General features: G+C 32.2%; 24 protein-coding genes. All 24 read right to left on the bottom strand.

Annotated features, from left to right (window positions below; genetic code table 11):
- Position 1: 1 nt before the first annotated feature.
- The 24 genes from rsfS to alaS all read right to left on the bottom strand — a co-directional run bounded on the left by rsfS (position 2) and on the right by alaS (position 20,112).
- Positions 2-355 carry a ribosome silencing factor gene (gene rsfS / locus FNL83_RS06095; RefSeq protein WP_001831075.1) on the bottom strand — a complete coding sequence of 118 codons (354 nt, stop codon included), beginning with the start codon at positions 353-355 and terminating at the stop codon, positions 2-4.
- A complete protein-coding gene (gene yqeK / locus FNL83_RS06090) occupies positions 356-940 on the bottom strand; it encodes a bis(5'-nucleosyl)-tetraphosphatase (symmetrical) YqeK (RefSeq protein ID WP_001831144.1) in 585 nt (194 codons plus the stop codon). It lies immediately after the preceding gene.
- Positions 927-1,502 (bottom strand): nicotinate-nucleotide adenylyltransferase, encoded by a 576-nt coding sequence (locus FNL83_RS06085; RefSeq protein ID WP_001831250.1) that lies wholly within the window; start codon positions 1,500-1,502, stop codon positions 927-929. Before FNL83_RS06085 ends, yqeK begins: the two co-directional genes overlap by 14 nt.
- A complete protein-coding gene (gene yhbY, locus FNL83_RS06080; protein WP_001830956.1) occupies positions 1,499-1,792 on the bottom strand; it encodes a ribosome assembly RNA-binding protein YhbY in 294 nt (97 codons plus the stop codon). Before yhbY ends, FNL83_RS06085 begins: the two co-directional genes overlap by 4 nt.
- Positions 1,792-2,601, bottom strand: coding sequence for a shikimate dehydrogenase (gene aroE / locus FNL83_RS06075; protein WP_001831091.1), 810 nt, complete (start codon positions 2,599-2,601; stop codon positions 1,792-1,794). The genes yhbY and aroE overlap by 1 nt, the downstream gene beginning before the upstream one ends.
- A gap of 15 nt (positions 2,602-2,616) precedes the next feature.
- Positions 2,617-3,717, bottom strand: coding sequence for a ribosome biogenesis GTPase YqeH (gene yqeH, locus FNL83_RS06070; protein ID WP_001832784.1), 1,101 nt, complete (start codon positions 3,715-3,717; stop codon positions 2,617-2,619).
- Positions 3,718-4,221: a YqeG family HAD IIIA-type phosphatase gene (locus FNL83_RS06065; protein WP_153647389.1), complete on the bottom strand. Its 504-nt coding sequence runs from the start codon at positions 4,219-4,221 to the stop codon at positions 3,718-3,720.
- A gap of 43 nt (positions 4,222-4,264) precedes the next feature.
- Positions 4,265-4,951, bottom strand: coding sequence for a 5'-methylthioadenosine/adenosylhomocysteine nucleosidase (locus FNL83_RS06060; RefSeq protein WP_001831322.1), 687 nt, complete (start codon positions 4,949-4,951; stop codon positions 4,265-4,267).
- Between the two features lie 198 nt (positions 4,952-5,149).
- Positions 5,150-6,394 carry an NRAMP family divalent metal transporter gene (locus FNL83_RS06055; RefSeq protein ID WP_001831227.1) on the bottom strand — a complete coding sequence of 415 codons (1,245 nt, stop codon included), beginning with the start codon at positions 6,392-6,394 and terminating at the stop codon, positions 5,150-5,152.
- An 11-nt stretch (positions 6,395-6,405) separates the two neighbouring features.
- The gene (gene pxpA / locus FNL83_RS06050) at positions 6,406-7,158 is read right to left on the bottom strand and encodes a 5-oxoprolinase subunit PxpA (protein ID WP_001830928.1); all 753 of its coding nucleotides are present in this window, start codon (positions 7,156-7,158) and stop codon (positions 6,406-6,408) included.
- 2 nt (positions 7,159-7,160) lie between these two features.
- On the bottom strand, positions 7,161-8,519 hold the full coding sequence (locus FNL83_RS06045) for an acetyl-CoA carboxylase biotin carboxylase subunit (protein WP_002493556.1): 1,359 nt from the start codon (positions 8,517-8,519) through the stop codon (positions 7,161-7,163).
- Positions 8,520-8,532: 13 nt separating this feature from the next.
- Entirely contained in the window at positions 8,533-8,973 is a 441-nt protein-coding gene (locus FNL83_RS06040) for an acetyl-CoA carboxylase biotin carboxyl carrier protein (protein ID WP_001832766.1), read from the bottom strand.
- The gene (locus FNL83_RS06035) at positions 8,974-9,978 is read right to left on the bottom strand and encodes a 5-oxoprolinase subunit C family protein (protein WP_001832780.1); all 1,005 of its coding nucleotides are present in this window, start codon (positions 9,976-9,978) and stop codon (positions 8,974-8,976) included.
- Positions 9,968-10,699: a 5-oxoprolinase subunit PxpB gene (pxpB, locus tag FNL83_RS06030; protein ID WP_001831296.1), complete on the bottom strand. Its 732-nt coding sequence runs from the start codon at positions 10,697-10,699 to the stop codon at positions 9,968-9,970. Before pxpB ends, FNL83_RS06035 begins: the two co-directional genes overlap by 11 nt.
- Positions 10,700-11,218: 519 nt before the next feature.
- Positions 11,219-11,701 carry an IS200/IS605-like element ISSep3 family transposase gene (tnpA, locus tag FNL83_RS06025; RefSeq protein ID WP_001832700.1) on the bottom strand — a complete coding sequence of 161 codons (483 nt, stop codon included), beginning with the start codon at positions 11,699-11,701 and terminating at the stop codon, positions 11,219-11,221.
- Positions 11,702-11,998: 297 nt separating this feature from the next.
- Entirely contained in the window at positions 11,999-12,475 is a 477-nt protein-coding gene (greA, locus tag FNL83_RS06020) for a transcription elongation factor GreA (protein WP_001830881.1), read from the bottom strand.
- A 30-nt stretch (positions 12,476-12,505) separates the two neighbouring features.
- Positions 12,506-13,129: a uridine kinase gene (gene udk, locus FNL83_RS06015; RefSeq protein ID WP_001830824.1), complete on the bottom strand. Its 624-nt coding sequence runs from the start codon at positions 13,127-13,129 to the stop codon at positions 12,506-12,508.
- Entirely contained in the window at positions 13,129-14,397 is a 1,269-nt protein-coding gene (locus tag FNL83_RS06010) for a peptidase U32 family protein (RefSeq protein ID WP_001830748.1), read from the bottom strand. Before FNL83_RS06010 ends, udk begins: the two co-directional genes overlap by 1 nt.
- A 17-nt stretch (positions 14,398-14,414) precedes the next feature.
- Positions 14,415-15,338: a peptidase U32 family protein gene (locus tag FNL83_RS06005; RefSeq protein ID WP_002456168.1), complete on the bottom strand. Its 924-nt coding sequence runs from the start codon at positions 15,336-15,338 to the stop codon at positions 14,415-14,417.
- Positions 15,339-15,340: 2 nt separating this feature from the next.
- Positions 15,341-15,976 (bottom strand): O-methyltransferase, encoded by a 636-nt coding sequence (locus FNL83_RS06000; protein WP_001830827.1) that lies wholly within the window; start codon positions 15,974-15,976, stop codon positions 15,341-15,343.
- Between the two features lie 428 nt (positions 15,977-16,404).
- On the bottom strand, positions 16,405-16,713 hold the full coding sequence (locus FNL83_RS05995; protein WP_001830855.1) for a DUF1292 domain-containing protein: 309 nt from the start codon (positions 16,711-16,713) through the stop codon (positions 16,405-16,407).
- 14 nt (positions 16,714-16,727) lie between these two features.
- Positions 16,728-17,156, bottom strand: coding sequence for a Holliday junction resolvase RuvX (gene ruvX, locus FNL83_RS05990; protein ID WP_001830837.1), 429 nt, complete (start codon positions 17,154-17,156; stop codon positions 16,728-16,730).
- Between the two features lies 1 nt (position 17,157).
- A complete protein-coding gene (locus FNL83_RS05985) occupies positions 17,158-17,418 on the bottom strand; it encodes an IreB family regulatory phosphoprotein (protein ID WP_001830883.1) in 261 nt (86 codons plus the stop codon).
- A gap of 63 nt (positions 17,419-17,481) precedes the next feature.
- On the bottom strand, positions 17,482-20,112 hold the full coding sequence (alaS, locus tag FNL83_RS05980) for an alanine--tRNA ligase (RefSeq protein ID WP_001830814.1): 2,631 nt from the start codon (positions 20,110-20,112) through the stop codon (positions 17,482-17,484).
- Positions 20,113-20,283: the final 171 nt, after the last annotated feature.

Below are 20,283 nucleotides of genomic sequence, written 5' to 3'. Positions count from 1 at the left end.
ACTAAAATACTGCCTGACCGTATTCTTTAATAGGTGCATCTTGATATAATTTCTCTAAATTGTAATAGCTTCTTTCATCCTTATGAAAAACATGAACAACTACATTTGCTAAATCAATAAGTATCCATCGAGCTTCTTGATAGCCTTCCATACGTTTAACGTCAATATCATGTTTATGTGCCACTTCTTTAACAGATCTAGCAATGGATTGAACTTGACGTTCATTGTTCCCGTGACAGACTACAAAATAATCTGTCATATCACTAATTTCATTCATATTGAGAGAAATAATATCTTCTGCTTTCTTATTCTCTGCCGCTTCGACAGCAATATTTAATAATTCTTCTGAATTCATTTAATCATCCTTTATTCTTTCATCGCTATAATTATAATAATTTAAACACGCAATTGTGGCGCCATATACAGTAATATCCTTTTCTATTAAAAATAATACAGTACGCTTAGAAATCTCATAAATTGTCTTATCTAAGCTACCTTGATTGTATGCCATATCTCTAATTTCTTCAACTCCAGGCGTTTTTCTACCAGGCTCTATATAGTCTGCAATAAAAACAAGTTTCTCTGTTTTAGTCATTTGTTGACGCCCAGTCGTATGATATTTTATAGCAAGTAAAACTTCTTCATCATTTACATCAAATTCATGCTTCATAAGTGCCGCACATACTGGTCCATGAAGAATCTCTCCACCATAGCTAAGCAAATCACTTTCAAGTTCGTATTGTCTAACAATTTGATACATTGTACTTAAGTCTTCGTATTTACAGTAATCATGTAATATACCTGCCAACTCAGCTTTTTTGATATCACCATCGTATATTTCTGCTAACTTAACTGCTGTATCCGCCACTCGTAATGAATGTTGATAACGTTTATCAGGCAGTTTTTCTTTTACCAGTTCTTTAGCTCTACTTATCTCCATAAAACCCCTCCTCTTTAATATAATTCTCTACCCTTTTAGGTACTAAAACTTTTATAGATTGGTTCATTCTCACTCTATTTCTAATCATTGTTGAGCTTATATCTATTCGAGGTATCTTTATAGAAATCATCTCTTTACTTACATTTTGGTTATCAGTTTCTCTATTCACTACAATAAAGGTTACAAGTTTTTTTAATTCATTAATTTTATACCACTTATCCAATTGATTATACTGATCTGTTCCAATAATAAAGTATAACTGTGCATTATGATATATTTCTTTGAGATGCAAAATGGTTTCATACGTATAGCTTGGACCTTTTCTATCTAAATCAGTAGTGCAAATTTCACCAAATCCAATCTCCTTAATAGCGAGCTGTATCATTTTCACTCGATGTTCAGAATATAATTGTGTATTATGATGCTTTAAAGGAGCCATATAACTAGGCAAAAAGAAAAATATATCTGGTTTAATAGCATGATAAACCTCACTTGCTACTGCTAAGTGAGCAGTGTGAATCGGGTTAAATTGACCGCCAAAGAGAACGATTTTTTTATTCATTGTGGCAATTTGATTTCTTTATTTTCTTCAGACTCTTTATATAACACAATCATTGACCCGATTATTTGTACCAATTCACTTTGCGTTTGTTGAGATACTATTGCTGCTAAATCTTTTTTATCATCAAAATTATTTTGTAATATATGAATCTTAATTAATTCTCTCTTTTCTAATGTTTCAGAAATTTGTTGAATCATATTTTCATTAATACCACCTTTACCTATTTGGAAAGTTGGATCAATGTTATGAGCTAAACTACGTAAATATCTTTTTTGCTTACCAGTTAACATCATAATTCTCCTTTCAATTTTTGAATTACTATGTTTTTCATTGCTTTTATATCTGGTTCTAGATTAGTCCAAATTTTAAAACTTTCAGCACCTTGATGAACGAACATATCAAGACCATTATAGATTGGATTACCTCTTTGTTCAGCTTCTATTAGTATTGGTGTTTTATATGGATTATAAACAATATCACTTACTAAAGTATGTGAAGCTAAACGATTTAAAGAAATTACAGAATCTGTATTGCCGTTCATACCAGCAGGTGTAGTGTTTATTATAATATCAAATTCATCTAAATGGCTTTCTGCATGGCTTAAATTTATTTTGTTAATATTTAACGACCAATTATTAAAACGAGACATCGTTCTATTTGCAACTGTTAAAGTCGGACGAACGATTTTATATAATTCATTTGCTATACCTTTACTTGCTCCACCTGCACCTAAAATTAATATATAAGCGTCTTCTATACCTTCATATATTTGTTTTAAACCATTAACATAACCAATTCCATCAGTATTATAACCAATCCACTTACCATCTTTAACTAAAACTGTATTTACCGCCCCAACAGATTTCGCTTGTTCATTAATATCATCTAGGTACGGAATAATACGTTCTTTATGTGGAATAGTAACATTGAATCCATCAATGCTCTTTTCTGAAATTATTTTTTTAATGTCTTGAAATTGATTAACTGGTACATTTATCGCTTCATACGTGTTTTCCAAATTTAAAGATTGAAAATTAGCATGATGCATCAATGGCGATAATGAATGAGAAATGGGGTTTCCAATTACTGCAAATTTCACTTTTATCACCTCTTTTTAAAGAATTGAATTTCTTAAAATAACATCTACATGTTTTGGAACACGAACTATCACTTTTGCACCAGCATCAATAGTTATGAATCCTAAACCAGATATCATGATGTCACGTTTAGTTTTACCAGTTTCCAGTCTTACTGCTTTTACATCATTAAGATTAAATTGTTGTGCATCTTGAGGCGGTGAAAGCAATGCGCCTAATTGGGATTTCCATAAATCATTAGCTTTCTCGGTTTTAGTTCTATGAATATTTAAATCATTTGAAAAGAAACAAACAAGTGGTCTTTTACCACCAGATACATAATCAATGCGTGCCAATCCTCCGAAAAATAATGTCTGTTTTTCATTAAGTTGATACACACGTTGCTTTATTTCATTTTTAGGTATAATGATTTTCAACTCATTTTCAGATACATAATTTGTCATTTGATGTGATTGAATGATACCTGGTGTATCAAACATAAATGATTTTTCGTCTAATGGAATATCTATCATATCTAAAGTTGTTCCTGGAAAGCGTGATGTAGTTACTACATCTTTTTCTCCCACACTCTGTTCAATTAATTTATTAATTAATGTAGATTTTCCAACATTCGTTGTACCTACAATGTATACGTCATCTTTATTTCTTACATGGTTTATAGATTGCAATAATTCATCAATCCCCCAACCTTTATTTGCAGAAATAAGAACGACATCTTCTGCTTCTAATCCATATTTACGAGCAGATTTTCTCAACCATTCTTTTACACGTCGATGATTAATTTGTTTAGGTAATAAATCTATTTTATTTGCCACTAATATAATTTTTTTATTACCAACAATCCGTTGTATTGCATTGATGAATGACCCTTCAAAATCAAACACATCTACTACATTGACAATAATTCCTTTTTTTTCAGATAGTCCAGTAAGTAGATTTAAAAAATCTTCACTTTCCATACCCACATCTTGAACTTCATTATAATTTTTCAATCTAAAACATCTTCTACAGATGACATCTTCTCGAAACATATTATGTTCTGGAACATAGCCGGGTGCGTCTTTATTTTCTGACTGTAGGGGTGCACCACATCCAATACATTTTAGTATTTCATTCAATCAATTTTCCTCCCATTTAATATAACCTTTTTTTCTAAAATGATTTAATAATCGTCTTTCAATTAATCGATTAAACTTTGTAATTAATCCATCAGTCCGTTTAACAGGTACTACCATAATTGTATATAAACCATTACAATTGCCACCAAACACATCAGTAAGCATTTGATCTCCTACAACAACGGTTTCTCTCGGTTGAATTTTCATTTTTTTAATAGCCATCTTAAAGGCTTTCCCCATCGGTTTACGTGCTTTGAATATATAATCTACACCTAAATTACTTGAGAAACTTGATACTCGACTTTTATTATTATTTGACACAATTGTGACAGTTATTCCTAAATCTTTAGCCTTAGCAAACCATGATTTAACACCCTTAGTAGGTTCTTTAACATCCCAACCAACAAGTGTATTATCTAAATCAGTTATGATACCTTTAACACCACTATCGGCAAGTTTTTCTATATCAATTTCAAATATTGATTTCACATATGCATTTGGCATAAATAATTTTTTTATGATTCCCACTATCTTTTCACCTTTACCTTTATAATGATTCTACTAATAATGAAACTGTCTCACTAGATGATAAAGCTGCTTTATCTAAAAATTCTTCAAAAGAAATATCGGCTTTACCGTTTGCTAAATCAGAAACAGCTCTAGTTACGATAAATGGTACTTTAAATTGATAACATGTTTGCGCAATTGCAGTTGCCTCCATTTCGACAGCCATAGCTTCTGGAAATTGTTGCTTAATTTTTTGTCGCTGTTCTGAGCTACCTATAAAACTATCACCACTAACAATCATACCTACTTTACCATTCAGTTGTTGTTGTTCTAATACATGCATTGTTTTTTTCAACAAAGTAGGATCAGTAGTATAAGTTTTAGGCATTTGAGGTATTTGTCCATATTCATAACCAAACGCTGTAGCATTAGCATCATGATATAATACATGATTACTCACTAATATATCTCCAATAGATAGTGTTTGATCTAGTGCACCTGCTGATCCAGTATTAATGACGACTTCTGGATTAAATTTTTCTATTAACAAAGTCGTTGAGATAGAAGCATTAACTTTACCTATACCACTTTGTGTTAAAACCACCTCTTTGTGGTTTAGCTTGCCAACATAAAATTTAACATGCGCAATATTTATTTCATTCATATCATTCAATTTACGCTTTAAAATCGTCACTTCTTCTTCCATTGCTCCAATAATTCCTATCATATATCTTTTCACACCTCATTTATAAAGCATTAGCATAAGTATTTTATCACATTTTAAATATCTCCACGATAGCTAGTTTTAAAGTATCAATGCTTAAATCACTATGATTAAATAATATCTCTTCTTATTTATAATTAAAAACTACCCTGCAATTGATTTAAAAACAGTTGCGGGTAGTCATAGAACTTTATTATACAATTAACCTTTCCAAAGACTTGCTAAATCTTGTAATGAAAAGATACCAGTCATTATTGTGACAATTACGGCTATAATACCAAAAACAAGCATCCATGTTGGGTGTTGGTAATTACCAACGATAGATTTTTTCCTACTTGCAATGAGAATTGCACCTAATGTGATTGGTAGAATCCAACCATTAATCGCACCAGCTATTATAAGTAAACTCACCGGTTTACCAATAAATAAGAAAACAAAAGTTGAAATTACAATAAATGTAATAACGATAAGATTATTTTTATTGAGTAACGATTTGTGTAGTGTTTTTAAAAATGTTGCGCTTGTATATGCAGAACCAATTACTGAGGACATTGCTGCTGCAAATATTACTACGCCAAAAATATTTTTACCTATAGGACCTAATGCATGTTGGAAAACTGATGCTGGTGGATTTTCTGAACTAAGCGTAACGCCAGTTACAACAACACCTAGTACAGCTAAAAACAATAAGGTGCGCATGACACCAGTTGTTAAAATACCTGCTACAGCAGATCGATTTACGAAAGGAAGGTATGACTTACCTTTTATACCAGAATCTAGAATTCTATGTGCACCTGCAAAAGTAATATAACCCCCTACTGTACCACCAACTAATGTAATTATAGGTAATATAAGTTTGAAAGGATGTTCAGGTGCAAATGTATGTACTAATGCATCTCCATAAGGGGGATTTGAAACAACCATGACATAAGCGACTACTAAAATCATTACGATACCTAGAATCATACTAATAACATCCATTATTTTCTGACCACTTCTACTAACAAAGATAAGTATCGCAAAAATAGCTGTTATTGCAGCACCCCATTTTACATCAAGACCAAACATTGCATTTAAACCTAAACCTGCACCAGCAATATTACCTATGTTAAATGCGAGACCACCAAATGCAATTAGTATGGAGATAATAGTACCAAGTCCAGGTAATACTTTATTAGATATTTCTTGTCCACGTAATCCAGTTACCACTAATATTCTCCAAATATTTATTTGAGCGCCTATATCTATAATAATAGAAATTAATATTGCAAATGCAAAACTAGCATAAAATTGTGCAGTAAACACTGCAGTTTGAGTCAGAAATGCTGGACCAATAGCTGATGTAGCCATTAAAAAAACTGAACCATATAATAATCGTCTATGTTTTTTTGTGAATTTAAAATTTTGTCCTTTTTGATTGAAATCTTGTTTTGTATTTTCCCCCATCTTTTGACCCCCTATAAGGATTGAATATCAATGCCTTCTTTCATTAATTCATTTCTAATTTGCGTAACAAATTCTAATGCGTGTTTTCCATCTCCGTGAACACAAATTGTATCAGCTTTCAAATCGATGATTTTTCCATTTTTACTTACAACTTTATTTTCCAAAACCATTTTTAATGCTTGTTGGATTGCTTCGTCAGTATTAGTGATAGTGGCATCGGTTTTTTTTCTACTTACCAATTGTCCGTCATCTTCATAACGACGGTCAGCAAATACTTCCGAAGCTACCTTAAGCCCCACTAATTCAGCTTCCGAAATAAGTAATGTATTCGCTAAGCCGACGAAAATTAGATTTGAGTCGAAATCAAAAACTGCTTGAGCAATTGCATGTGCAATTTCTTTATTTCTAGCCCCCATTTGATAAAGGGCACCATGAGGTTTAACATGCATCATTTTTACATGATTGATTTTACAAAAGCCACTTAACGCACCTAATTGATATATAACTAAGTTATAAATTTCATTTGGAGTAAGATCCATTTTACGACGACCAAAGCCTTTCAAATCAGGAAGACCCGGATGTGCTCCAATACTTATATTATTTTTTTTCGCTAATTGAACAGTTTCATTCATAACATCTTCATCACCTGCATGATAACCACAAGCAATATTAGCAGAAGTTATTAATGGTAAAATGTGCTGATCTCCACCGAATGTATAGTTACCAAAAGCTTCTCCTAAATCACAATTTAAATCAATTTTCAACTTCATTTCACCTCTTTAATGATTTGATGTTTTTCAAGAAATTTTATATCTACTTTACTGGCATCGCCTTTTGCATATATTGGATAATTTAAAACCGCATATAAAAAGTCAGCTGTAGTAGTAAAACCTTCGATGACCATTTCATCTAACGCAACTTTTAATTTATTAATAGCAGTTTGTCTATTAGAATCCTTTACAATCACTTTAGCTACAAGTGAATCATAATAAGGAGAAACCTGATAACCTGTGTAAAGTAAAGAATCTACACGTATATTAAATCCTTGTGGTAAGTGTAATTTATTAACTTTTCCTGGAGTGGGTAAAAAGTTTTTTTCAGGATTTTCAGCATTTATACGCGCCTCAATTACATGACCATTAAATAAAATATCTTTCTGAGTGAATGGTAATTCACCGTGTGTTAATAAATATAACTGAGCTTGTAATAGGTCTCTATCAGCACGCATTTCTGTAACTGTATGTTCAACTTGAATACGAGCATTCATTTCAATAAAATAATGTGCATCTTCTGTAACTAAAAATTCTATTGTTCCAGCACTACGATATCTTGAAGCTTGAGCTACTTTAACTGCGTCGCCACATATTCTTGTTCTTCTTTCTTCAGTTAATGCAGCACAAGGCGCTTCTTCTATTAATTTTTGATTCTTTCGTTGAACAGAACAATCGCGTTCACCTAAGTGAACATAGTTATTTTTACCGTCTCCGATAATCTGCACTTCTACATGTTTTGCTACTGGTATGAACGCCTCTACATACACTCGATCATCATTAAAATATTTTTGTCCTTCACTTTTAGCTTCTTTCAAAGCCTGATCCAAATGAGATGCTTCTTTAACAATTCTGATGCCTTTCCCACCACCACCACTAGCTGCTTTTAGTACAACTGGAAATCCTATTTCTTTGGATAATAATTTAATTTCATCTACACTTTGAACAGCATCATTAGAACCTGGTATAACAGGTACTCCTGCTTGTTTAACAGTTTGTCTGGCAGTAATTTTATCCCCCATCATTTCCATAGTTGTCTTACTAGGTCCAATAAAATGTATATGATTGTCTTCAACGGCTTTCGCAAAATTCGTAGATTCCGATAAGAAACCATAGCCAGGGTGAATTACGTTTGATTCTGTAACTTTTGCAGCAGATATAATACGATCAATATTTAAATAACTGTCTAATGGATTTGCTTCACCTATGCATATTGCTTGATCGGCTAAACTTACATGTAAGCTATTTTCATCACCTTTTGCATAAATGGCAACTGTCTCTATGTTAAGCTCTCTACAAGCTCTTATAATTCTTACTGCTATTTCGCCTCTATTTGCAATCAAACATCGATACATCATTGAATTCCTCCTATTTAACTCTGACTAGTAGCTGATCATATTCAACATTGTCTCCATGTTCTACTAATATTTCAGTGACCTCACCAGTAACATCCGTAGTTACTTCATTCATAACTTTCATAGCTTCAATGTAACCGATAATATCTCCTTCAGTTACAGTATCGCCAACTTTAATCTTAGGTTCTGTTAGTTCTTTACTATCTTGTAAGAAAAATGTTCCAACCATAGGAGATTTAATCTCTTGCTGGTCATTTGATATGGACTCTTGCTTTTCATCTAAGGATTTAATATTCTCTTGTTGAATATCTTGAGATGATTGTTGCGAATGTTGTTGAGATGCTCCATTAGTAAAATCAAGTTCTATTTCATTATGAGAGTCCTTATACTTAAATTTTTTTACATCATTAGCTTTTACCAATTTAATGACTTCCTCAATTTTTTTAATATCCATTTATCTATCCTCCTTAATTATTTCTGCGATTTTATTAGAAGTATGTCTAAGTTGATTTAGGTTAAACAATGGTTGCTCATCAAAACGCTTTAATAATTGTTCAAATTTAGTATTAAATTCTTTAAGCTTTTTTGAAGCTTCTTCAACAGTTATCCATTTAAACTGTATAATGTCTCCAGGCTTCATCTGTGCTAATTTTCTTAAATCTAATTGTGTTACCGTTGCAATTTTTGTATAACCACCAATTGTTTGCTTATCATTTAAAAGAATAATGGGATTACCATCGTTAGGTACTTGAATACTTCCCAAAGCGACAGGTTCAGAAATGATATCAGCACTATTTTTAGGTGCTACTGTATTACCTTTTAATCTGTATCCCATTCGATCTGATTGATCAGAAATTTTGAAATCGCTATTTACGAATTTAGCTATCGTTTCTTCATCAAATTCATTGATCTGAGGTCCTTCAATGACGTGTATGTAATTATTATCAGGTATAGATGAGAAATCAATTGTTTTTCCTAAATTAGTTTTATAGTTATGATTTACTTGAGTTGCAATAACATCGTATTTCTTTAATGCACGACCTTTAAATCCGCCCATTCCACTTCTAACATGTGTAGAATAGCTTTGAGCCACTTTATTAATTTTAAGTGGGTGTCCAAAAACAATATATCCTCTTGCTCCTTCAGTGATTTGACCAATGTCTAATTGGTCTCCATTTCTTACATGATAAACAGTTAATAAGTCAATTTTGTTACCATTAAGTTTCGGTTCTGAATCACCACCGACAATGGCAAAAGTATTGTCTGTTAAAAATTCTATATTAGGACCTACTAAAGTATATTCAATTGCTGGTCCATGATTTCCGATAAGTTTTTGGGCAATAGATAAACTATAGTAATCTAATGCACCTGCTTCAGAAAATCCTAAATCCTGATACCCTAATCTACCTATATCTTGAATTGTTGAAAACAGGCCAGGCTTTAAAATTTTAATACTCATCTTGATATGTCACCCACTTATCTATATCAAATTTTCCTTTATTAATATCGTTTGATATTTTTTCAAACTCTTGATAATTTATACTATAAAATTGTATGTAATCACCAGCTTCATATAACGTCATTGGTGTCCTATTTAAATCAAAGACTTTTATTGGTGTGCGACCAATTATCTGCCAACCACCAGGTGAGTCCATAGGATATAAACCTGTTTGATTATTTGCTATTCCAACAGAACCAGCGTTAATTTTGATTCTAGGTTCAGACCGTCTAGGTGTGTGCAACTTAGCATCCAATCCACCTAAGTATGGGAAACCCGGCATAAACCCAAGCATATAGATTAGATAAGGTTGTTGTGTATGTATTTGAATAACTTCTTCCTGACTTAATTTATTAACGTTAGCTACTTCTGATAAATCTGGACCAAAATCTCCACCATATAATACAGGTATATGAATGATACGCTGTTTAAAATGTGATTGTTTTCTACTGTTCGAATTTTCATCGAGTTCTAAATTTTCTAATAATTCAGTTCCGTTTATCCCCGAATTATCAAAGTAAATTAGAATAGCACGATATGAAGGTATCATGTTTGTTATTTCAGATAAATTTTTCGATTTTATATATTGAATTGTTTGTTGTACCTTTTTGAAAGTTGATTCACTAATTTCATTTTCAAAGTAAATCATCATTGTTTGTTCATTAATAAATTGTGTCCTCAAAACAAAATCCCTCCTTTTAAAAATACTAAGGAATTATTTGTTACAACAATTTTATTGTACCATTGCAATAAAGATGTTGTTTAATAATTAATTCAAATAGCTAATAATAACAAATAATAAATTGAATTAAAGTTATTGGGTTATCTTAATTATTGCAAACTTCCAAACATTAAATTTCTATTATCATTTAATCATATTGATAACAGTTTGTCATATTTTGGTGGATAAAACCTCATCAAACATTTATTTAAACCATTCTCAAATTACACAAAATACCTGAGACATCGAAAATAGTCTCAACTTTTAAAGTGCATTGAAGTGTAATCATAACTATCAAACTACAAGTATAATGCACTTTTTATGAGTCAGGGACATAAAGTTCCAGGATAAGTAAATCAAAACCACCCGTATGAACGGGTGGTTTGTTCTACGGCTATAAGCCTTTCTTACTGGCCAGCCCTAAAAGGGCACTGATAGGTCAGCCAACTGCACTACTTTCCCAGCACCCCTAAAGGGGTACTATTTTTTTCGTCTTTTTTTAATTTCTTCTCCTGTAAAGGGATCTAGGTATTCTTCCATTGAAATTTGATCTGCAACGATATCTTCTTGTAATTGATTACGAATGTAATTTTCAATTACCTTTTTATTTCTACCTACTGTATCTACATAAAATCCTTTACACCAAAACTTTCTATTTCCATATCTATATTTTAAATTAGCATGTCTATCAAAAATCATTAAACTGCTTTTACCTTTTAAATATCCAACAAATGAGGATACTCCTAATTTAGGTGGAATACTAACTAACATATGAATATGATCTTTAGATGCTTCTGCTTCTATTATTTCTACGCCTTTTCTTTCACATAGTTGACGTAAAATAACTCCAATATCTCTTTTGATTTTTCCGTATATCACTTGTCTTCTATATTTTGGTACAAAGACTATGTGATACTTACAATTCCATTTTGTATGTGCTAAACTGTTTGTGTCAGATGACATAAAAAAGCATCTCCTCGTGTTGAATATTTTGGTTGGCTGACCAATATATATTCTAGCATGATGAGATGTTTTTTTAGATAACGGTAAAACCTTTTCTGAACCATACGCATAGCGCATGGTTTTCTTTATACAATAAAGAAGCCAGTAATGAATTTATAAAAAATTCATTTACTGGCTATTTTGCTAGGAATTATATCCCAGACTCATTGAACTCAAAATTTATATATATTACTATCCGGAACCGAGTTTGGAAAGTACTTCAATGATATTTAAGTTCGATTTCCCCCATTTAGTAAATTATTTAATTTCAACGATTTTAACATTCATTTCGCCACCGTTAGGAAGTGGAACACGTACTTGATCATTTAATCCTTTACCGATTAGTGCTTTTGCCATTGGAGATTCGTTAGAAATTTTTCCTTTAAATGCGTCAGCTTCAGCAGAACCAACGATTTGATAACTTTCTTCTTCATCTCCAGGTAATTCAATAAAAGTAACTGTTTTACCAATTTGAACTACATTGTTATCACCGTTATCTTCAATGATTAACGCATTTCTAATCATATGTTCAATACGTTGTATATCTTGTTCAATAAAGCCTTGTTCATCTTTAGCAGCATCATATTCAGAGTTCTCAGATAGGTCTCCAAATGAACGAGCTACTTTTATTTTTTCAACTACCTCAGGTCTTTTAACCGTTTTTAATTCTTCTAATTCTTGTTCAAGTTTCTCATAACCTTCTTGAGTCATAGGATATTGTTTTTGGTTTTCCATAAATCTCATCTTCCTTTACTATAAAAATTACTATTTTTTGCTTACGAGTGACTGGATTTTAGTAGTCATAATATCTATGGCAACTTTATTGCTGCCTCCTTCAGGAATTATGATGTCAGCATGCTTTTTTGTAGGTTCAATAAATTGCTCATGCATAGGTCTTACTACATTAAGATATTGATTAATTACTGATTCCATTGTACGACCACGCTCTTTAGTATCTCTTGTAAGCCTACGTAAAATTCGTAAATCAGCATCAGTATCGACATAAATTTTCACATCCATCATGTCTCGTAATGTGTTGTTTTCTAAAGCAAAGATACCTTCTACGATAATAACATCTTTTGGATCAAATGCAATTGTTTCTTTACTACGTGTATGTTGAGAATAATCGTACGTAGGTACCTCTACTGGTTTTCCATTTCTTAAATCTTTTAAATTATGAATAAGTAAATCATTATCAAATGCAAATGGGTGGTCATAATTTGTTTCAAGCCGTTCTTCAAAAGTTAAATGTGATTGATCTTTATAGTAATAATCTTGTGCTAAGAGTGCGACACTATGACCTTCTAAATTCTTCATGATTGCATTAGTAACTGTGGTTTTCCCAGAGCCTGAACCCCCTGCAATGCCAATAATCGTTGTCTGATTCATTAGCCAATTTCCTTTCTCATCATGTTGTTAGAATAAATAGGCTTATCTACTTTAATTTGTACAATTTGTAATGGATGACGTGCTGCATCTAAAGAATTACCTTCTTCGTCGTAAATCGCTTCAACAACTTGTTTAAAACTATCAATTTCTGGACCAAAGAACTCAATTTCTTGTCCTGGTTTAAAATGATTTCTCTGCTGTATTGTTGCTAATTGTGTTTCATGGTCATAATCTAGCACGAGGCCACAAAAATCATAAGATGATTTTTTAGACTGTTCTTCACCAAACATTTGCTCTTCATAACCAGGTGTACCTTGAAAGAAAGCTGGTGCTGTGTCACGATTGGCACATTTATTTAATTCCATTAACCATTCCGTTTTTATTTTAAAGTTTTCGGGGTCCTCGGCATATGCATCAATGACTTTACGATATACAGAAACAACTGTGGCAATATAATGTATAGATTTCATTCGTCCCTCAATTTTTAACGAATCGATGCCTAATTCCATCATTTGAGGTATAGATTCTATTAATTTTAAATCTTTAGGACTCATTGCAAAAGGAGTAACATCACTATTGTCGTAATATAAATCTAATTCTCCATCACTATCAACTTCAAGTAAATCATAGTCCCAACGACAACTCTGACAACAACCACCTCGATTAGAATCTCGAGCTGTCATATGATTACTTAAAGTACAACGACCAGAATATGCGATACACATTGCGCCATGTATAAACGCTTCTATTTCAATATCAACTTTTTCTTTCATTTCACTCATTTCCATTGCACCAGTTTCACGTGCAAGTACAACACGGTCTAATCCTTCTTGTTTCCAAAATTCAACAGCTTTATAATTTGAAAGTGATTGTTGTGTTGATAAATGAATTTCTAATCTGGGCGCAACTTTTTTACAAGTTTCTATGATAAGAGGATCCGCTACTATGATACCAGTAGCACCTGTAGATTCAAGGTTTTGTAAGTACTCTTCTAGTCCCTCCATATTTTCATCATGTGCAATAATATTCGTTGTAACATAAATTTTAGCGCCATAACGATTAGCAAAGTCTACACCTTCAGCAATTTCTTCCATAGTAAAATTATCAGCATTAGAACGTAATCCATATTCTTGGCCACCTAAAAACACTGCATCTGCACCATAATGAACAGCAATCTTAAGTTTCTCTAAGTTACCAGCTGGTGCAAGTAGTTCAGGCTTTTTCATTATCTTTTGGGTTTTGGATTTAACTTCTTCTAAAGTTTTCATTTTAATGATAAGCCTCCTTAATATACTGTTTGTTTATACAAGAAACCTTCGTCGAATGGACGATGTTCAGGTTGTATTTCTTCTATAGGATCAACGAGCATGAATTTTTCATCTTCATATGCATCCGGATCTTCATTAAATAAATCTATAGCTTCTCGATATTGCTCTGTGACTACATTTATATATTCTTCACTTTGTAAAATACCATCTATCTTAAACGCATCTATTCCTGCCTCAAAAAAAGGCTCTAATTCTTCTATTAAACAGATATCATTTGGAGACATGATGTGAGTACCATTATAATCTTCAAAAACTGGATATTTATTATCTCTTTCTTCATCATATAATAATAAGTCTCCATGATCATGTTGGCGTTCTATCTTCATTTGTCGCTCTTGGAAAGTATAATAATTTCCTAATAGCATTCTTTTGGATTGAAACATACAAGTCATACCATGAACTTGAACTTCTATCTCTACATCAGCATGCTCTTTAATATGAATTATTTCATCTAAACTAAGTTCTCGAGCTAAAACTGCTCTATTTGCACCTTTTTTCCCCCAGTAATTACACTGAAAATAATTCGTTACAAGAGTTTCAGCATCCCAATTTAATGGAATTGGATGCTCGTGTTGTTTAACATACATAACGACAGCTGGATCACCAAATATAATGCGATCTACTTGAATATCATGTAAAAAGTTAATATAGTCTTCCAAGGCATCTAAGTGGTAATTATGGAAAATACCATTCACAGCAGCGTATACTTTTTTGTTATTTTTATGGGCTAATGCTACAGCTTCTTGCATAGCATCACGATTAAATTCTCCCGGCAGTCTTAAACCAAATTTTTGTTCACCAATAACAAATGCGTCTGCACCTTTATCTATTAGTGTTTCCATATGAGTTATTGACTTAGGAGTAACTAATAATTCAACCATAGTCATTCTCCTTTTATAGATATTGCTAATCCATCATCCATATTTATAAAGTTTGTTGTAAATTGAGATTGCTCCATCAACCATTCATTGTACTGTTGCACTTTCTTAACCATTTGTTTCACATTTCTCGAACGAACAACGTCTATATTTGAAACAAATCCATGATATAAAACATTATCAGTAACCACAATTCCACCTTTTTTTAATAACGGTGTATATAGTTGGAAAAATTTCATTGATTGTGCTTTAGCTGCGTCGATAAATATCATATCATATTGTTTGTCATTGACTTGTTCAAATGCATTCAAAGCATCGTATTCAATTAAACGGATTTGATTCTGGTATCGATACTTTTTTATGAACTTTTTTGCAAGATGAATCATGTCTTCATTTCGTTCAATTGTTGTTACATTTATATCTTTCGAAATATTAGCGAATTGCATTGAACTATAACCAATGGCTGTACCAATTTCTAAAATATTTTTAGTTCTATTCATTCGAATGAGTTGTCTTATCAAATCAAGTGTTAATTTATCTACAATAGGAACTTGATTTTCTTCAGCATAAACTCTAAGTTCTTCGATTTCAGTATCAATTGATTGATGTAATTGTGCTAAATATTTTTGATTTGAATCCATATCATTAAAACTTCCTTTATCATTAACAATTACAAAAACAAAATAAATCAGCCCATGTATTGATTATGTTGATAGTTAATCAATGAAAATGACTGATTATAATAGTAATTCTTCTATACTTTTATATTAGAAGTAAATATGAGTATTCATAGAAATTAACTTTAGACATTTTACCATAATTCAAAGATTTTTATAAGAGGCAATTATACGAATATGTCTCCAAGCATTATTATTAGTAGGGTAAATTTAAATAATTCTAATATTAAAATGCCTGGGACAGCATTGATTGTCTCAGGCATTTTGAAAGTAATTTAAGATGGTAACTAAGTTGAAAATTTAATAATATTAAACTTTCCCTCTCAATATAATTCCTTGATGTAAGAGACCTAGAATCTCAATTACACTTCTCATACAACATCTTTTAAAGATTATTCGTTAATCTCAGTATTTACAACTTCTTCAATCATATCCCATTCTTCATCTGTTTCAATAGGGACTAATTTCCCACCATCACCAGACTCATCAGGTTCATTTATCATTGGTACAAGTTCAATCATATCTTCGTCATCTGATTGTGCACCTTCTTCTGCAAGAACGACATATTCTTTTTTGAATTCTGGATGATAAAATTCTAACATTTTACGGTATAAAACTTCATTTCCGTTTTCATCATATAACGTAAGTAATTCCTCTTCATTATTTATTGTTAACTCAGCATCGTGATTATGTTCTGTCATTTTTAATTTCTCCTTTATTGAATAGAATCTAAATAGCCTTGTAAAATAAATACAGCTGCCATTTTATCTATTACCTTTTTTCTTTTTTGTCTTGAAACATCTGCTTCAAGTAAAGATCTTTCAGCAGCCATTGTACTTAAACGTTCGTCCCACATAACAATATCAATAGAAGGGATAGACTCTTGTAACTTTTCTTTATATTTTATTGAAGCCTCTCCCCGAAAACCTATTGAATTGTTCATATTCTTGGGCAAGCCAATAACAACAGTTCCAACTTGATTATCTTTAATAATCTTCACGAGTTGATCAATTCCTAAATCATCTTGTTCTTCGTTGATACGGAGTGTGTCTAACCCTTGAGCAGTCCAACCCATAAGGTCACTTATAGCAATGCCAACAGTTTTACTTCCAACATCTAGTCCTAAAATTTTATGCTTTAGCATATTAATTCTTAGACTCTTTTAAATAGTTTGAAACGAGTTCTTCCATAATTACATCACGGTCTATATGACGTATTTGGTTTCTTGCTTCATTTTGACGTGGAATATATGCAGGATCTCCAGATAATAAGTAACCCACTATTTGATTAACTGCATTATATCCACGTTCTTCTAATGTACGATGGACATTCTGAAGAACTGATTTGACATCTTCCTTTGGAATTTCTTCATAACTAAATTTCATTGTTTTATCAAAATTTTCCATATACGACACTCCTTAATAAGCGTATTCTGACTCACTTTAATTCTACACCATTATTCATTGGAGTTATAGATTTTTAATGTAATCTTTAATAAAGCGTAATGCTTCTGTTATTTTTTCAGGTTGAGTTCCGCCACCTTGAGCCATATCAGGACGACCTCCACCTTTTCCACCAATAATTGGTGTCATGTTTTTGATAAGATCTCCAGCTTTTACTTGATTTGTAAGTGATTTTGGTACTGTAGCAATTACAGAAACCTTTCCATCAACTTGTCCGACTAACACTATAATAGTATCTTGAAGTTTAGATTTAAAGTCATCCATAGTTGAACGTATCGCTTTTGGATTTGGAATTTCTACTTCTGTTGCTAAAACTTTCAAATTATTAATCAACTCAACCTGTTCTTCAATGTTCCCCATCTTTAGTGATGTTATTTCTTTGTTGCGTTGTTCTAATTGTTTAAGCAGTCCTTTTTCTTCTTCTTGAAGTTGTTTAACTTTTTCAACTACTTGGTTATCGGATTTAACTTTTAAATGATTTTTAATATTATTAAACTGTGTTTCAATTTCTTCAAGATGTAAGAATGCACCTTTACCTGTTAAAGCTTCAATTCTTCTAACACCGGCACCTGTTCCAGATTCACTCACAATCTTAAAGAGACCAATTTCCGCAGTATTATTCACATGTATTCCACCGCACAATTCTATTGAAAATGGTGCCATATTGACAACGCGAACAATATCTCCATATTTTTCACCAAATAAAGCCATAGCGCCTATTGATTTGGCTTCTTCAATACTCATTTCTTGAATACGGACGTCGATAGCTCTCCAAATTTCTTCATTTACTCTACGTTCTACTAAATTAATTTCTTCTTGTGTCATAGGACCAAAATGTGAGAAATCAAAACGTAGTCTTTCAGGTTCTACTAACGAACCAGCCTGATTAACATGATCTCCTAATACTTCTTTTAATGCAGCATGTAATAAATGTGTAGCACTATGATTTTTTTGAATAAGTCGTCTATCCTCTTTGTTAACACGTGCTTCTACTTTCGCGTTCTGTGTTGCTTCACCAAATTGCACAATACCTTTGTGTAAGTTTTGGCCATTAGGCGCTTTAGTTACGTCAGTTACATTTATTTCAAAGCTCTCATTACCAACTGTTCCCTTATCTGCGACCTGTCCACCACTTACTGCATAGAAAGGCGTTTCTCTTAAAATAAAGTAAATTGTTTCTCCTGCTTCAACATGTTTAACTTCTTCACCATTGTATATGATATGAGTTATTAATGATTGATAGTCCGTAGTTTCATAGCCAACAAATTGACTTTCATCTTGAATATTTTTTAGTACTTCACTTTGAACTTGCATTGATTGAGAATTCTGTCGAGCTTGTCTAGCTCGATCTCTCTGTTGTTGCATTTCCTGTTCAAAAGTAGGCATATCAACAGACAAATTTTCTTGAGTTGCTAATTCTTCAGTTAATTCTATTGGGAATCCATAAGTATCATATAACTTAAAAGCATCATGACCTTTAATAACCTGATCACTATTCTTCGCTTCTTTTATCAGTTCATTTAAAATCGTAAGACCTTCCTCAAGCGTTTCATGGAAGCGTTCTTCCTCTGATTTAATGACACGTTTAATAAAGTTGGATTTGTCTTTGACATTTGGATAATATGGTTCCATGATATCAGCGACTATATCAACAAGTTTATACATAAATGGTTCATTAATTCCTAATGATTGGCTAAAGCGAACTGCTCTGCGTAATAATCTTCTTAATACATATCCTCTACCCTCATTAGCTGGTAATGCGCCATCAGCAATTGCGAAAGAAATCGTTCTAATGTGGTCTGCGATAACTTTAAATGCAACATCTTGTGCATCATCAATTAAATATTTTTTTCCTGAAACATGTTCTACTTCCTTAATTATAGGCATAAATAAGTCTGTTTCATAATTTGTTCTTACATTTTGTGAGATAGACGTCATACGTTCTAATCCCATGCCAGTATCAATATTTTTATTTGGTAGTGGTGTGTAAGTATTGTCTTTATTGTGATTAAACTCACTAAACACTAGATTCCAAACTTCTAAATATCTTTCATTTTCACCACCAGGATACATTTCTTCAGCAGGATCATCTTTTCCATAAGCCGATCCACGATCATAGAAAATTTCTGTATTTGGTCCAGATGGTCCTTCCCCGATATCCCAAAAATTGCCTTCTATTCGAATGATGCGACTTTCCTCTAAACCAATGTCTTCATGCCAAATTCTAAAAGCTTCAGTATCTTCAGGATGAATAGTCACATATAGCTTCTCAGGTTCCATGCCCATCCATTTATCACTTGTTAGAAATTCCCAAGCAAATTCAATCGCTTCATGTTTAAAGTAGTCACCGATTGAAAAATTACCTAGCATCTCAAAAAAAGTATGATGGCGAGCAGTAAAACCGACGTTTTCTATATCGTTTGTTCGTATAGCTTTTTGAGAATTGACAATTCTTGGTTTTTTAGGAGTTTCGCGTCCGTCAAAGTATTTTTTCAAGGTAGCTACACCAGAATTGATCCACAATAATGAATCATCATCGATAGGTACAAGTGGTGCAGACGGTTCAATCATATGTCCTTTTTCTACAAAGAAATTCAAATATTTTTGCCTAATTTCACTAGCTTTCATTTTTTTCATAAATAAAAACTCTCCTTCATACGTTTTTGTTATCGCAGTTAGATAGTCATAGTTGAGTATTATTCAAGAATATAAAAACGTTCATCCACAAAGGGACGAACGTTATCGCGGTACCACCCTAGTTATAAGAATTGTGACCTATTTACATACTTGAATTTTGTTTGTCTACTA

Source organism: Staphylococcus epidermidis (assembly GCF_006742205.1).
In the GTDB taxonomy this organism is placed as follows: Bacteria; Bacillota; Bacilli; order Staphylococcales; family Staphylococcaceae; genus Staphylococcus; species Staphylococcus epidermidis.
This window is presented reverse-complemented; position numbering and strand designations above follow the sequence as displayed.

Bases quoted from the DNA above. Each gene is read 5' to 3' on its own strand.
- yhbY (WP_001830956.1), bottom strand. From the start codon at position 1,792: ATGTTAACTGGTAAGCAAAAAAGATATTTACGTAGTTTAGCTCATAAC.
- tnpA (WP_001832700.1), bottom strand. From the start codon at position 11,701: ATGTCATCTGACACAAACAGTTTAGCACATACAAAATGGAATTGTAAG.
- alaS (WP_001830814.1), bottom strand. From the start codon at position 20,112: ATGAAAAAAATGAAAGCTAGTGAAATTAGGCAAAAATATTTGAATTTC.
- rsfS (WP_001831075.1), bottom strand. From the start codon at position 355: ATGAATTCAGAAGAATTATTAAATATTGCTGTCGAAGCGGCAGAGAAT.
- FNL83_RS06065 (WP_153647389.1), bottom strand. From the start codon at position 4,221: ATGCCAAATGCATATGTGAAATCAATATTTGAAATTGATATAGAAAAA.
- FNL83_RS06005 (WP_002456168.1), bottom strand. From the start codon at position 15,338: ATGGTTGAATTATTAGTTACTCCTAAGTCAATAACTCATATGGAAACA.
- FNL83_RS06060 (WP_001831322.1), bottom strand. From the start codon at position 4,951: ATGATAGGAATTATTGGAGCAATGGAAGAAGAAGTGACGATTTTAAAG.
- FNL83_RS06045 (WP_002493556.1), bottom strand. From the start codon at position 8,519: ATGTATCGATGTTTGATTGCAAATAGAGGCGAAATAGCAGTAAGAATT.
- yqeK (WP_001831144.1), bottom strand. From the start codon at position 940: ATGGAGATAAGTAGAGCTAAAGAACTGGTAAAAGAAAAACTGCCTGAT.
- ruvX (WP_001830837.1), bottom strand. From the start codon at position 17,156: ATGCTAAAGCATAAAATTTTAGGACTAGATGTTGGAAGTAAAACTGTT.
- FNL83_RS06085 (WP_001831250.1), bottom strand. From the start codon at position 1,502: ATGAATAAAAAAATCGTTCTCTTTGGCGGTCAATTTAACCCGATTCAC.
- FNL83_RS06055 (WP_001831227.1), bottom strand. From the start codon at position 6,394: ATGGGGGAAAATACAAAACAAGATTTCAATCAAAAAGGACAAAATTTT.
- FNL83_RS05985 (WP_001830883.1), bottom strand. From the start codon at position 17,418: ATGGAAAATTTTGATAAAACAATGAAATTTAGTTATGAAGAAATTCCA.
- FNL83_RS06040 (WP_001832766.1), bottom strand. From the start codon at position 8,973: ATGGATATTAAAAAAATTGAGGAAGTCATTAAATTGGTAAAAGCTAAT.
- FNL83_RS05995 (WP_001830855.1), bottom strand. From the start codon at position 16,713: ATGACAGAACATAATCACGATGCTGAGTTAACAATAAATAATGAAGAG.
- FNL83_RS06035 (WP_001832780.1), bottom strand. From the start codon at position 9,978: ATGAGTATTAAAATTTTAAAGCCTGGCCTGTTTTCAACAATTCAAGAT.
- udk (WP_001830824.1), bottom strand. From the start codon at position 13,129: ATGAATCAGACAACGATTATTGGCATTGCAGGGGGTTCAGGCTCTGGG.
- FNL83_RS06000 (WP_001830827.1), bottom strand. From the start codon at position 15,976: ATGGATTCAAATCAAAAATATTTAGCACAATTACATCAATCAATTGAT.
- greA (WP_001830881.1), bottom strand. From the start codon at position 12,475: ATGGAAAACCAAAAACAATATCCTATGACTCAAGAAGGTTATGAGAAA.
- FNL83_RS06010 (WP_001830748.1), bottom strand. From the start codon at position 14,397: ATGAAAACTTTAGAAGAAGTTAAATCCAAAACCCAAAAGATAATGAAA.